The following is a 14,258-nucleotide window of genomic DNA, read 5'->3' as shown; positions in this document are numbered from 1 at the left end:
CCGGCGACGACTGGGAGAGGCAGATGTTCGAGACGTTGGTGACCATGGCGGGCAGGCTGGTGGACGACCCGGTGCAGCGCCGCACCGGCGACGGCACGGTCTGGGCACGGTTCCGGCTGGTGAGCACCGAACGCCGGTACGACGCGGAGATCGCCGACTGGGTCGACGGCAACGTGATGTTCGTGTCGGTGCACTGCTGGCGCACGGTCGGCAGGAACGCGCTGAGCACGCTCAAACGCAACGACCCGGTGATCGTGCACGGGCGGATGCGCATCTACGGGCAGACCACCGAACTCGCCGACAACCGCGACGTCCAGATCGACGCCTACCACCTGGGTCTGGACCTGAGCAGGTGCGATGACGTGGTCCGATCGGCCGCGACCGAGCACGCCGCGCTCGCCGCGGTCGCCTGAACGGGTGATCGCCATGGTTGTGCGGGTGTCCGCAGAAGTCGTTCGGCGGCGCAAAGCACCCTGCCGCGGTCAGGCCGTCCGCCCCGTCGCTCTACGATCGCGGGCATGGCCGAGTTCATCTACACCATGCGGAAGGTGCGCAAGGCGCACGGGGACAAGGTCATCCTTGATGACGTCAGCCTGTCCTTCCTGCCCGGCGCGAAGATCGGGGTCGTCGGCCCCAACGGCGCCGGTAAGTCCAGCGTGCTCAAGATCATGGCGGGGCTCGACCAACCGGGCAACGGCGATGCGTTCCTGGCTCCTGGCTACACCGTCGGCATCCTGCAGCAGGAGCCGCCGCTCAACGAGGAGAAGACGGTCCTCGGCAACGTCGAGGAGGCCGTCGGGGAGACCAAGCAGAAGCTCGACCGGTTCAACCAGATCGCCGAGCAGATGGCCACCGACTACTCCGACGAGCTGATGGAGGAGATGGGCAAGCTCCAGGAAGAGCTGGACCACGCCGACGCGTGGGACCTGGACTCCCAGCTGGAGCAGGCGATGGACGCACTGCGGTGCCCGCCGCCGGACGCCGAGGTCAGCAAGCTCTCCGGCGGTGAGCGCCGCCGGGTGGCGCTGTGCAAGCTGCTGCTGTCCAAGCCCGACCTGCTCCTGCTCGACGAGCCCACCAACCACCTCGACGCCGAGAGCGTGCTCTGGCTGGAGCAGCACCTGGCGCAGTACGCGGGCGCCGTGCTGGCCGTGACCCACGACCGGTACTTCCTCGACAACCTGGCCGAGTGGATCCTGGAGATCGACCGAGGCAGGCTCTACCCCTACGAGGGCAACTACTCCACCTACCTGGAGAAGAAGCGCGAGCGGCTGGAGGTCCAGGGCAAGAAGGACGCCAAGCTGGCCAAGCGGCTGCGCGACGAGTTGGAGTGGGTGCGGTCCAACGCCAAGGCCCGCCAGACCAAGTCCCGCGCCCGCCTCGACCGGTACGAGGAGATGGCCGCCGAGGCCGAGCGCACGCGCAAGCTCGACTTCGAGGAGATCCAGATCCCGCCGGGCCCGCGCCTGGGCAGCGTGGTGGTCGAGGTCGACCACCTGCGCAAGGGCTTCGGCGACCGGGTGCTGATCGACGACCTGTCGTTCAGCCTGCCCCGCAACGGCATCATCGGCGTGATCGGTCCCAACGGCGTCGGCAAGACGACGCTGTTCAAGACCATCGTCGGGCTGGAGAAGCCGGACGCTGGCGATGTCCGGATCGGCGAGACGGTCAAGCTCTCCTACGTCGACCAGAACCGCGCGGGCATCGACCCGAAGAAGACCGTCTTCGAGGTCGTCTCCGGCGGGCTGGACTACATCGAGGTCGGCCAGGTCGAGATGCCCTCGCGCGCCTACGTCAGCGCGTTCGGCTTTAAGGGCCCGGACCAGCAGAAGCCCGCGGGCGTGCTGTCCGGCGGCGAGCGCAACCGGCTCAACCTGGCGCTGACGCTCAAGCAGGGCGGCAACCTGATCCTGCTGGACGAGCCCACCAACGACCTGGACGTGGAGACCCTCGGCTCGCTGGAGAACGCCCTGGAGCAGTTCCCCGGCTGCGCCGTCGTCATCTCCCACGACCGCTGGTTCCTCGACCGCGTCGCCACCCACATCCTGGCGTGGGAGGGCACCGAGGAGAACCCGGCGAAGTGGTTCTGGTTCGAGGGCAACTTCGAGGGCTACGAGAAGAACAAGATCGACCGCATGGGCGCCGAGGCCGCCCGCCCCCACCGGGTCACCTACCGCAAGCTCACCCGAGGCTGACGGGCAGGCAACCGTGGCGGCCTGGACCGACGACCCTGCGGCGGACGGCGCGGCCCTCCTGGCCATCGCCGCCCGACTCCGCTGGAGCACCCCGGAACTGGCAGTCCACCTAGCCGCCCAAGCCCTCACCCGAGCAACCCCCCAAGGCACCGGGGCGGTCGCCCCCACCACGGCCGACCACCCCGGTGCCCCGGGATCCCAACCCGCCGTCCACCCCGGTGCCCTGGGTTTCCAACTCCTGGCACCCCAACCCGTCTCCACCCCCGGCGAGCCCGGCCTTTCGCTCCACTACCCAGGCGTCCTGGCCGCCCAGGCCAGCTCCGGCATCGGTGAGTCCGAACCTTCGTTCCGCCACCCGGGCGTCCTGGCACCGCAGGCTGGCTCCGGCATCGGCGAGCCCGATCCTTCGTTCCGCCACCCGGGCGTCCTGGCACCGCAGGCTGGCTCCGGCATCGGTGATTCCGGGACTTGGCTCTACCGGCCCAGTGCCCTGGCACCGCAGGCCGCTTCGGGGATCGGTGAGCCCGGGACGTCACTCCACGGTCCCGGCAACTCGACATCTCAGCCTGGGGCCGCCACCGGTGAATCCGGCGCTTCCAACCGCCCCGGCGCCCCGGCACCTCAGCCCGGGTTCGGTGCCGGGGAGCCCGGCACCTCACTCAACCGCCCAGGTGCCTTAACCGACCCCACCGGTCTCCTGCCCGAGCCCGGTCGCTTAGCCGAACCCGGTCGTCTGGCTGAGCCGGACCGTCTGGTCGAACCCAGCGTCCCCGGTGTCCATTCCGGCACCTTCGCCCACCACGTCCCCGCCGATCGCTCCGGGATGGGCGCGGCGGCTGGCCAGCAGGCGTGGGGCGAGTTGCGCACCCATGCCCAGATCCTGCTCGCCGTCGGGCTGGTTGGGCTGGGGCGGCCCGCGGAGGCGGTGGAGCCGGGTGTGGCCGCGCTGCGGTCGGTGGTCGCCGCTGGTCGGGGCGAGGACGGCGTTGTGTTGCGGACGGCGTTGGCGGCCTGTGCTCGCGCGCTCGGGGATCCGCTGGCGGGGTCGGAGATCCTGCGGCCCGTGGTGAGCGCCGAGGGGATGTCGCCTGCCGTCTCCGCGCGGGCGATGGCCGAGCTTGCCGCGTGTCTGTCCCACGTCGCCGGGCGGGATGACGTTGAGGATGCGTTCGCCGAGGCCGACCGGCTGCTCGCGGCCGACGAGGGCCTCTCTCCAGCCCGCCGCCGCGTGGAGCGCGCGTTGGTCTGTGCCAACACCGCCGCCTACCACCGCCGCTACGGCGACACCGAGGCCGCCGCCGACGCCGCGCACGAAGGGCTCGCCATCCTCCGCCACCCGGACGGCACCGACCCCGACCAGTCGGCCGTGCGGGCGTCCCTCGTCTACGAGCTGGCCCTCGCCCTGCTCGACGACGGCGCGCTCAACGACGCCGTGACCGCCTGCGCCCCCCTGCTCGCCGAGCCGGTGCGTGCGACCACCGCGCCGCCGGTCGCCCGTCTGCGCATGGCCATCGCCACCCGCGTCCACATCCCGGCGGGCCGCACCGACCTCGGCCGCACCCTGCTGCTGGACACCGTCGACACCGCCCAGCGCCACGGGCTCGACAGCATCCTCGCCGACGCCTGGACCTTCCTCGCCAACACCGAGGAGAACACCGCCCGCCCAGTCGAAGCCCTCCACGCCCTCCGCTCGGCCCGCGCCGCCGAGCACCGGCACCACCGCGCCGCCAGCCGGGCCCGCCGCATCCTCACCGCCGAGTTCGCCCCCGAACGCGACCCCACCCGCGGCGCCACCCTGCTGAACACGGTCGTCCAGCCCCACGCCCCGACCATCCCGCTCCCCGCCCAGCACCGCCGCCATACCCCGACACAGCCTTCCGACGGCCGACAACCGACCACCGCAGCGCCCCACCCCGAACCCCCGCCGCCCCGAACCGCACCATCGGACCCGGCGGGGATGCCTTTGTCCGGCGCCTGGACCTCCACCACCGACAGCCCGGGCCCGGCGGGGCAATCCGCGCGGACAACCAGTGAAGCCGACCAGGGCGCACCGACACCAAGCCCGTCCCACGACTCCGGCGAAACCCCGACCCGCCGGTCACGGCACGCCAATCCGCCGGATCCGGGTTCGCCCGTGCCCGAGATGTCACCGCTCGCGGCCGATTCCCTCTCAACGACCGGCAACCCGAGTCCGGTGGATCATAGGCAGAGGCCGCAGAATGAGATCGTTGTCCCGGAGGCGGGCAGGACGGACGCCGCGCGCCCCGGGTCCCGGTGGCGGGACGGGGAGCCGCACCCGCGGGAGCCGGAGGAGCACCCGCGACCGGGGCAGGACAGCGTCGCCTCCCGCTTCGGGTTCCACCGGGACGCGGGCGTGGTGGGGCCGCGTGTCGAGAGTCGACACGTCCCGGTCGAAGGCGCCCAGCCGGGTGTCGCCGGGCGTGAGCCGGAGAAGGAGACGTCACCCGTGGGTCGGCATGAGGCACCGGACAACGGCCGTGATCCGTCGGCGTCGGCGGACACGCCGGACCTGCGGGACGAGGATCCCGGCTTCACCCTGATCCTGGTCAGGGCCGAGCCGATCGGCCACCCGGACGCCATCGAGCCGGAGGAGCCCGCCCTGCCGGTCGGCGACGACGCCATGATCAACGCCCTGGCCTCCCGGGTCCGCGACCTGGCCCCCACCGGGACCGACCTGGTCCGTTGCGACCGCGGCGAGTTCGCCGTGCTGCTCCCGCGCACCCCGACCGTCATCGCCGAGCAGTTCGCCTCGATCATCCGCAAGCAGGCAGGCCGAGGTCCCTGGCTGGCCGACGTCGTCGGCAGGCCCGTCACGGTCCGCACCGCCGTCGCCAACCACGCGGCCGCAGGCGTGGCCCGGGGCCTGGACAGCCTTCTCACCGTCGCCCGTGCCACCCTCCGCGGCGAACCCACCCCCGCCGCAGGCCTTCACGGCGAACCCTCGTCCACCCTCCTCAGCAGCGAGTCGGCCCCCACAGGCACGCCGACGGCCCTCCGCGACGAGTCAGCGCCTGCCGCCACCCCCCACAGCGAGCCAACGCCCGCCACCCCCACCGCCTTCGGCGACGAGTCCGCCGCCACGCCGACCGACCTCCGCGGCGAGTCGACGCCGACGGTCTTCGGCGACGAGTCGGGGTCCGCCGTCACGCGGACCGGCCGCCGTGGCGAGTCGACGCCGACGTTTCTCGGCGACGAGTCGGGGTCCGCCGTCACGCGGACCGGCCGCCGTGGCGGGCCGACGCCGACGGTTCTCGGCAACGCGCCGGGGTCCGCCGCCACGCCGACCAGCGTCCGCGGCGAGTCGACCCCGCCGGTCGTCGGCGACGAGCCTGGGGCCACCGCGGCGCGGACCGGCCTTCGTGGCGAGTCCGCGACCAGCGCCCCTCCCACCACCGGCAGCACGCCATCCGCGACGCCGACCAACCGCCACAGTGAGTCCGCGGCCGGTGACAGCCCCGCCATCCCCCGCCCGTCCCGCCGCGAGCGGCGTGCTGCGGCGCCGTCGGATGCCCACGAGGTCCTCAGCCGGTTCGGCATCACCGCGGCGGGTGGTGGCCGCAGGCGTGCCCCCGACGACGACCTCGACCCGTACCTCACCGTCGGGGCCGCCATCCCCGCCCAGGCCGCCAGGCCCGCCGATCCCGAGCCCGACGAGGTTCCCCCGGTCGAGCCCGCGCCCGAGGAGATCCCCCCGATCGAACCCGGCCCCGACCAGGTCCCCGTCCGGCCCGATCCCGGCGGCATCCCCCCGGTCGAGCCCGCCCCCAACGAGGTTCCGCCGGTTCGCCCGAACCCCAGTGAGATCCCCGACGAGAAGCCCTCCGCCGCGAGCCTCCTCGACCGCCTGAGCAAGCTGGCCTCCGGCGAGTCCGCCGCCGACCGCCCGGGCAGGCGCGCCGCTGCGCCGGAAGCCGCGGATCGGTTGGGAAGACGGGCGTCCGGGGAGCCCGCGCCGGACGTCATCAATCGGCTGGGCAGGCTTGCGTCCGGAGAGTCCGCCCCCGGCTCGATCGGCCGCACGGGCAAGCGGGCTGCCAGCGACTCCGCGGCCCGTGCCGGCAGAGCCGTGTCCGGGGACCGGCGAAATCAGCTCCCGGATCTGCCCACGCCGGGCACCCCGGGCAAAACAGCCTCCGGGGAGAAGGACTCCGTCAGCGAGCAGGCCGCATCGGACCCCGCCGAGCCCCCGGCCGCCCCCGTGCGCCGTGCGGACTCCGCCGTCATCCCCCGGCCCAGCCCCGCGATGGCCGAGTGGCTGCGCCGGGCGGGCCGCCCCCTCCCCGACGACGACCTGCCCGCGGCGGACCAGGCCGACGACCCGACACCCGCCTCCCCCGACCCTGCGCCACCCGCCCCTGACCCGGCACCCGCCACCCAGGCCCCAGCGACCCCCAGCGAAACGGCGGCAGCCGAGCCCCCACCGCCGGTGAACGGCGCCCCGGCCGACCCGACCCAATCCCGCCCCCGCAGGCGCGAGCGCTCCTCCAGCGACCTCGCCAACCTCCTCACCGAGGCACTGGCCGCCTTCCAGGAGACCCACCCCGCCCAGGACTGGGCCGACGAGCCCGAGCGCCCCAGCCCCCTCGACGCCGCCCTGGCCGCCCGCAGGCCGCTGCCCGGGCCCGTGCGGCCCAACGAAGGCGGTCGCCGCCGGGCCCCGGACGACCACGAGCCCACCGACGTCGGCCAGGCGTCCGGCAGGCGGGCCGCCCGACGCGCCCGCGAGGAGCGGTGGGTTGCCGACGCCCGGGCCGCCGACCCCGACTCGCCGCCGCCCGCGCGGACCTTCTCGTGGCGGCCGGACGAGGGGGGCAGGCACCGGTCGTCGGGATGGGCGCCCGCCGACGTGGACGGCGGCTGAGTTCTGCCTGGCAGGACCCGATTTCCCGGCTCTGTTAATGCCCGGTCACCGTGCGGTGAACAGTCCAGGCGCGGCATGCCGCCCCGGGGCCCGGCACTACCCTGAGGGTGTGACACACCGACGTGGCACATCGACTGTGGAGCCGACCTGAAGATGACCTCGACTGGTACCCCGTCCCGCACCGAGAGAGCCGCCAGCGTCGACGGCTCACCCGCGCGCAGTCCCGAGCAGACCCGGGACGAGCTCATCGCGCGGGCCGCGGAGCTGGACCCCGACATAGCCGACCTGATCCGGCTGTACTACCGCTACATCCCCCCTGAGGAAGTCCTCGACGACGACCCGCGCGACCTCCTCGGCGCCGTCCACTCGCACACCCAGCTCGCCGAGCGCCGCGTGCGCGGCCGCCCCGCCGTGCGGATGCTGAACCCGGAGACCAGGACCGACGAGTGGTCCTCCCCGTGCTCGGTCATCCAGCTCGTCACCGACGACATGCCCTACCTCGTCGAGTCCGTCACCGCCGCGCTCGCCCGCACGGGCGCGCACGTCCAGCGGGTCATTCACCCCATCGTGGTCGTCCGGCGGGATGTCGCTGGCAACCTTCAGGAGATCCTGCCGACCGCCGACGCCGAGGCCCCGCCCGCGGAGGCGTTCCCCGAGAGCTGGATGTCCATCGAGGTGGACCGGGTCACCGACGGCGAGCGGGCCCGCGAGATCGAGACCGTGCTGCACTCGGTGCTGACCGACGTGCGCGAGGTCGTCGAGGACACCGACCGGATGATCGGCACGGCGATCAGCCTGGCCGACCAGCTGGAGCAGAACCCGCCGCCGCTGGACGCCGAGCACCTCGCCGACGGCGCCGAACTGCTGCGCTGGCTGGCCGACGGCCACTTCACCTTCCTCGGCTACCGCAACTACGAGCTGGTCGACGGCGACGGCGAGCCCGCCCTGCGCGCCATCCTCGCCAGCGGCCTCGGCGTGCTGCGCCAGGACAGCCTGGCCGCCCGCAGCCTCACCGCCGGGCCGGACGCCGTGCGCCACGCCCTCGCGCCCGAGCTGCTGGTCCTCACCGAGGCGAGCGCGCCGTCCACCGTGGCCCGCGCCGCCTACCCGTACTACGTGGGCGTCAAGACCTTCGACAGCGACGGCCGCGCCACCGGCGAGCACCGCTTCCTAGGCATCTTCACCACCTCCGCGCTGCACGAGGACGTGCTCGACATCCCCGTGGTGCGCCGCCGCGTCCGCGACGTGATCCACCGCGCGGGCTTCCCGATGGAGTCCTACTCCGGGCAGCGCATGCTGGAGGTCATCCAGAACTGGCCGCGCGCCGAGCTGTTCTCCGCCACCGCCGAGTCCATCTACACGACCGCGACCGGCGTGATCGCGCTGGCCGACCGGCGCAGGCTGCGGCTGTTCCTGCGCAGGGACCCCTACGGCCGGTTCTTCACCTGCCTGGTGTTCCTCCCGCGCGACCGCTACACCACCACCTCCCGCATCGCCATGCAGGAGGTGCTGCTCGAGGAGTTGGGCGGCACCAACCTGGAGTTCAGCACCCGCCTCGGCGAGTCGCCGCTGGCGCAGGTGTACTTCATCGTCCGCACCGACCCGGCGACGATCACCGACCCGGACGTGCTGCGCATCCAGGAGCGGCTCACCCAGGCCGTGCGGACCTGGGACGACCGCATGGTCGAGGCCCTGCTCACCGAGCGGGCCAACGGCGCCAACAGCGAGTCGGCCACCGAGCTGGGCCAGCGCTTCGCCAACGCGTTCCCCGAGGCGTACAAAGAGGACTTCGACGCCCCCGAGGGCCTGGCCGACCTGCGCCGGATCATGGCGCTGGGCAAGGACGACATGGCCGTCCAGTTCTACGTGCCCGAGGGCGCGGAGGCGGGGGAGCGGCGGCTCAAGCTGTTCCTCGCGGGCGGCAAGGTGACGCTCTCCCAGGTGCTGCCGGTGCTGCAGGCGATGGGCGTCGAGGTGCTGGACGAGCGCCCGTACGAGCTCGAGCGCGACGACCGCGAGCCGTGGTGGGTCTACGACTTCGGCCTGCGCATCGATCCGGCCGTGCTGGAGGCGCGCACCGACGACCTCGACCGGCTGCCCGCCGAGTTCGAGGACGCGTTCAGCGCGTCGTGGCGCGGCGAGGCCGAGGTCGACCGGTTCAACGCGCTGGTGCTGCGCGGCGGCGTCACGTGGCGGCAGGCGGCGATCCTGCGCGCGTACTCGCGGTACCTGCGCCAGGCGGGCACGCCGTACAGCCAGGAGTACATCGAGGACGCCGTGCTCGCCCACACGCACGTGGCGACCGCGCTGATCCAGCTGTTCGAGACCTGCTTCGACCCCACGCTGTCCGCGGACACCCGCTCCGCGCACGCCAAGGCGCAGATCGACGAGATCTCCGGGATGATCGACGGGGTCACCAGCCTCGACGAGGACCGCATCCTGCGCAGCCTGCTGACCGTCATCCGGGCGACGCTGCGCACGAACTACTACGTGCGCGACGCCGAGGGCAACCCGCGCCCGTACCTGGCGATCAAGCTGGAGCCGGGCGCGATCCCCGAGCTGCCCGAGCCGAGGCCGCGGTTCGAGATCTTCGTCTACTCCCCCCGGGTGGAGGGCGTGCACCTGCGGTTCGGCCCGGTCGCCCGCGGCGGCCTGCGCTGGTCCGACCGCAGGGAGGACTTCCGCACCGAGGTGCTGGGCCTGGTCAAGGCGCAGGCGGTGAAGAACGCCGTGATCGTGCCGGTCGGCGCGAAGGGCGGCTTCGTCGTCAAGCGCCCGCCAGCGCCGGTCGGTGACGCCGCGCTGGACCGCGAGGCGTTCATGGCCGAGGGCGTGGCGTGCTACCGCATGTTCATCTCCGGCCTGCTCGACCTGACCGACAACCTCGACGGCACCGAGGTCGTGCCCGCCAAGGACGTCGTGCGCTACGACGAGGACGACACCTACCTCGTCGTCGCCGCGGACAAGGGCACCGCCACGTTCTCCGACATCGCCAACGACGTGGCGCGCCAGTACGGGTTCTGGCTCGGCGACGCCTTCGCCTCCGGCGGCTCGGTCGGCTACGACCACAAGGCCATGGGCATCACCGCCCGCGGCGCGTGGGAGAGCGTCAAGCGGCACTTCCGCGAGCTGGGCGTGGACACCCAGACCGAGCCGTTCACCGTCGTCGGCATCGGCGACATGTCCGGCGACGTGTTCGGCAACGGCATGCTGCTGTCCGACCAGATCCGCCTGGTGGCCGCGTTCGACCACCGGCACATCTTCATCGACCCCGACCCGGACCCGGCGAGCTCGTTCGCCGAGCGCCAGCGCCTGTTCGCGCTGCCGCGCTCGTCCTGGGACGACTACGACCGCGCCAAAATCAGCGCGGGCGGCGGGGTCTGGCCGCGCACGCTCAAGTCGATCCCGCTCAGCCCGGAGGCGGTGCGCGCGCTCGGTCTGCCCGAGGGCACGCAGAAGCTCTCGCCCCCGGAGCTGATGAAGGCGATCCTGCTCGCCGAGGTCGACCTGCTGTGGAACGGCGGCATCGGCACCTACGTCAAGGCCAGCACCGAGACCCACGCCGACGTCGGCGACAAGGCCAACGACGCGCTCCGCGTCGACGGCGCCGACCTGCGGGTCAAGGTGGTCGGCGAGGGCGGCAACCTGGGCCTGACCCAGCGCGGCCGCATCGAGTTCGCCCGCGCGGGCGGCAAGGTCAACACCGACGCGCTGGACAACTCCGCGGGCGTGGACTGCTCCGACCACGAGGTCAACATCAAGATCCTGCTCGACCACCTGGTCCGCTCCGGCGAGCTGGACCCCGAGCAGCGCGACGACCTGCTGGCCGAGATGACCGACGAGGTCGCCGACCTGGTGCTGGCCGACAACTACCGGCAGAACGCGGTCATGGGCGTCAGCCGCGCCCACGCCAAGCCGATGCTGTCGGTGCACCAGCGGCTCGTGGACAGCCTGGAGAGCCGGGGCCTGGACCGCGAGCTGGAGGCGCTGCCGACCAGGGCGCAGTTCAAGGCGATGGACAAGGCGGGCGAGCAGCTCACCTCCCCGGAGCTGTGCGTGCTGCTCGCGCACGTCAAGCTGGCGCTCAAGGACGACGTCCTGGCCGCCGACCTGCCGGACCTCGACGTGTTCGCGCGCAGGCTGCCGGAGTACTTCCCGACCCAGCTGCGCGAGCGGTTCGCCAAGGCGATCTCGGCGCACCCGCTGCGCCGCCAGATCACCACGACGCTGCTGGTCAACGAGGTCGTCGACGGCGCGGGCATCTCCTTCGCCTTCCGGCTGGCCGAGGAGACCAGCGCGTCGGCCACCGACGCCGTGCGCGCGTTCGCCGTGGTCACCCGGGTGTACGACCTGCACGCGATCTGGCGCGACATCGACGCGCTCGACAACATCGTGCCCACCGACGTCGCCGACGCGATGGTGCTGCAGACCCGGCGGCTGCTCGACCGGGCGTGCCGCTGGCTGCTCACCAACCGCCCGCAGCCGCTGGCGGTCGGCGCGGAGATCTCCCGGTTCCACGAGGTCGCCGCCCAGCTCGCGCCCGCGGTCGGGGACTTCCTGCGCGGCCGGGCCAGGGAGCAGGCCGAGGCGGAGACCGAGCGGCTCGTCGCCGTGGGCGTGCCCGTCGAACTGGCCAGGCGGGTCGCCGCGCTGATCGATTCCTACGGCCTGCTCGACGTCACCGAGGTGGCCGAGCTGTCCGAGCGCGACGCCGGGCTGGACTCGGAGCGCTCGCCGTGGGAGACCGCCGAGGTGTACTACGCGCTGGCCGACCACCTGGGCTTCGACCAGATGCTCGACGCGGTCGGCGAGCTGGAGCGCGGCAACCGCTGGCACGCCCTGGCCCGCCTGGCCCTCCGCGACGACCTGTACGGCTCGCTGCGCGCGATCACGCTCGACGTGATGCGCCAGAGCGACCCGGGCACGCCCGCCGCGGACAAGATCGCGGGCTGGGAGCACGCCAACAGCTCCCGGCTGGCCCGCGCCCGCGCGGCGCTGGCGGACATCCAGGAGTCCGGCAGGCTCGACCTGGCGACGCTGTCCGTGGCGGCGCGCCAGATGCGGAGCATGGTCCGCTGATCCGACCGGTGGCCGCCCGCTCCCTGGCGGGCGGCCACCGGCTTATAAAGTCTCCACGGGGCCGATTTTCTGCGGAAGGAACAGGTGCGTTGGGCGTATTCGTCACCGAGGTGCGGCCGCGCTGGTCGGACATGGACTCCTACGGCCACGTCAACCACGCCAGCACCGTGACCCTCCTGGAGGAGGCCCGCGTCGACCTGCTCTTCCACGAGGCCGCGCTCCGCGGCGCCGAGGACCTCGCGCGCGGCGTGGTGGTGGCCAACCTGACGGTGGACTACCTCGCCCCGCTGTACGCGACGGGCCGCGCGGTGCGGGTCGCCGTGTCGGTGCGCGAGATCAGGGCGGCGTACTTCGTGCTGGACTACGTGATCCACAATGGACCGTCGGAGGCCGACCAGGTGGCGGTGACGGCCCGCACGACGCTGGCGCCGTTCGACCTGGACGCGGGCAAACCCCGCCGGATCACCGACGCCGAGCGCGACTTCCTCGCCGCGTGGCACAACGGGGGCGGCCGTGGCTGAGCTGCGCTTCCCCGACCCCGCCGAGCGGGACAACCTGGGCGCGTTCGTCGCCCGCGCGGTCCGGTTGGACCAGCAGGCCGTGGTCCGCCTGCGCGGCCGCGAGGACGGCCTGCTCGACGCCTGGGTCGCCACCCCGTTCGACGTCCTGGCCACCCGCTCGGCGCGGGGCACCCTGACACCGTCGGACGTGACGGTCTCCGGCAACGAGTTGCTCGCCGGCCTCGCCGTGGTCCGCGACGACCGCATCGACCCCGGCCACCCCCGCGACCTGCAGTGGCGCTCCCCGCTGCCACCGGGCAAGCACTGGAAGGTCGTCGACCGCATCCCGTCCCGCGAGGTCGCCGACCTCGCCGACCGGGGCCTTGCGGTGGCTCGCGAGAACGTCGGCCCGCAGGGCACCCCGCCCGCGTCCCTGCTCGACCAGACGGTGCTGACGGTCGAGGGGGAGGGCCTGGCGGTCAAGATCCCCCTACGCTGCCTGTTCGCCCTGTCCGGCATGGGCTTCCTGACCGACGACGACTCCCACATCCGCGTCACCGCCACCGACGCCTGGATGCGCCTCGACGCCCGCTACGGCGCCGTCGTCCGCCGCAGGCACGCCCTCCTGCCACTGCTCGTCTGACCCGCGACGCATCACCCGTGGTGGCGATCGAAGAACCGCGCCACTGCGTCATGCACTGCCGGTTGGGAGCGGGAAGGCGCAAGCGGGCCGATCGTGCGGCAGCCGGTGGCGGGCATCGCTGACCAGGACCGGGTGTAGCGCTGCTTCCAGTACCCGTCGGTGCTGAACAGGAGCGAGGGATCACGCAGGGCAGATTGCGGCACAGCGCTGTCATCTCGGACATGAGGTTGCTATGTCGGACCGCCGTTCATGGCCAGAGTCATGCCCAGCCGTCCCGCAGCGACGCTAGCGCCAGAAACGATGTCCGACTCAGCGCGATGAGAGAGGCGAACAGTCGCGGCCCGGAGGGCAACCATGATCATCGACGACGAGCTCGGCCCTGAGTCAAACCCACGACGAAGAGCTCGCAGCCCCCTCTCATTGAGCAGCCTCGCCCTTGCCATCGGACTCGTAGGGCTTGTAAGCGCAGCCGTCATGACAGGCGTGCTCATAGGCAGGCAGTCAAACCCCGCAGCAACCTCAACAAACCACTCGTCCTCACCAGGTCTTCCCACCCATACCGAAAATATGCGGACGTCAGACGATCGGTACGACCCGGACGTATACGGCAGGCCTCTGACCCCTGATGAGTTCTTCCTCGAATACATGTCGGCCAATGGCTACCCCATTCCGCCGGGTGCGGTGGACTCGGGGATTCGGTTGGCCAAGGCGACTTGCGACCTACTGGAGGGCGGCCTTGGCGTGGAGGAGGTAATCAAAATTCAGATGTCATCAGGCACTACCGACCACGCGGAAGCGCGGCTCTTTATTACCGCCTCAATCTCCTCCTATTGTACGAAACATCTCAAAGTATTACCTGTCGATTGGCTACTGGAACGCTAGTTCGTGTTACTATTGCTACCTATCCATCTGCGTAGATCGGATCGTAAAGGATTTGATTAGAAGGCTGACGTCGGTGC

The 14,258-nt window shown here is 72.2% G+C and carries 7 protein-coding genes; all 7 read left to right on the top strand.

Going from position 1 to position 14,258, the window contains the following annotated elements; all coding sequences use genetic code 11:
* Window positions 1-23 precede the first annotated feature (23 nt).
* The 7 genes from IEY98_RS20485 (at window position 24) to IEY98_RS20455 (ending at window position 14,181) form a co-directional block, all read left to right on the top strand.
* Window positions 24-413, top strand: a complete 390-nt coding sequence (locus IEY98_RS20485) for a single-stranded DNA-binding protein (protein WP_189212183.1) — start codon at window positions 24-26, stop codon at window positions 411-413.
* 105 nt (window positions 414-518) lie between these two features.
* Window positions 519-2,195 carry an energy-dependent translational throttle protein EttA gene (gene ettA / locus IEY98_RS20480; RefSeq protein WP_189212182.1) on the top strand — a complete coding sequence of 559 codons (1,677 nt, stop codon included), beginning with the start codon at window positions 519-521 and terminating at the stop codon, window positions 2,193-2,195.
* 823 nt (window positions 2,196-3,018) lie between these two features.
* Window positions 3,019-7,077, top strand: coding sequence for a hypothetical protein (locus tag IEY98_RS20475; protein ID WP_189212181.1), 4,059 nt, complete (start codon window positions 3,019-3,021; stop codon window positions 7,075-7,077).
* A gap of 153 nt (window positions 7,078-7,230) precedes the next feature.
* On the top strand, window positions 7,231-12,156 hold the full coding sequence (locus IEY98_RS20470) for an NAD-glutamate dehydrogenase (protein ID WP_189212180.1): 4,926 nt from the start codon (window positions 7,231-7,233) through the stop codon (window positions 12,154-12,156).
* An 89-nt stretch (window positions 12,157-12,245) separates the two neighbouring features.
* Entirely contained in the window at window positions 12,246-12,677 is a 432-nt protein-coding gene (locus tag IEY98_RS20465; RefSeq protein WP_189212179.1) for an acyl-CoA thioesterase, read from the top strand.
* Window positions 12,670-13,299, top strand: a complete 630-nt coding sequence (locus IEY98_RS20460) for a DUF8010 domain-containing protein (protein WP_189212178.1) — start codon at window positions 12,670-12,672, stop codon at window positions 13,297-13,299. Before IEY98_RS20465 ends, IEY98_RS20460 begins: the two co-directional genes overlap by 8 nt.
* Window positions 13,300-13,653: 354 nt before the next feature.
* Window positions 13,654-14,181, top strand: a complete 528-nt coding sequence (locus IEY98_RS20455) for a DUF732 domain-containing protein (RefSeq protein WP_189212177.1) — start codon at window positions 13,654-13,656, stop codon at window positions 14,179-14,181.
* Window positions 14,182-14,258 lie beyond the last annotated feature (77 nt).

Source organism: Actinokineospora fastidiosa (genome assembly GCF_014648415.1).
Lineage (GTDB): Bacteria > Actinomycetota > Actinomycetes > Mycobacteriales > Pseudonocardiaceae > Actinokineospora > Actinokineospora fastidiosa.
Note: the sequence above shows the minus strand (reverse complement) of the source record. Positions and strands in the feature narration are given on the sequence as shown.

Excerpts from the sequence above, each read along its gene's own strand:
- IEY98_RS20470 (WP_189212180.1), top strand. The coding sequence starts at position 7,231 with ATGACCTCGACTGGTACCCCGTCCCGCACCGAGAGAGCCGCCAGCGTC.
- IEY98_RS20485 (WP_189212183.1), top strand. The coding sequence starts at position 24 with ATGTTCGAGACGTTGGTGACCATGGCGGGCAGGCTGGTGGACGACCCG.
- ettA (WP_189212182.1), top strand. The coding sequence starts at position 519 with ATGGCCGAGTTCATCTACACCATGCGGAAGGTGCGCAAGGCGCACGGG.
- IEY98_RS20455 (WP_189212177.1), top strand. The coding sequence starts at position 13,654 with ATGATCATCGACGACGAGCTCGGCCCTGAGTCAAACCCACGACGAAGA.
- IEY98_RS20475 (WP_189212181.1), top strand. The coding sequence starts at position 3,019 with ATGGGCGCGGCGGCTGGCCAGCAGGCGTGGGGCGAGTTGCGCACCCAT.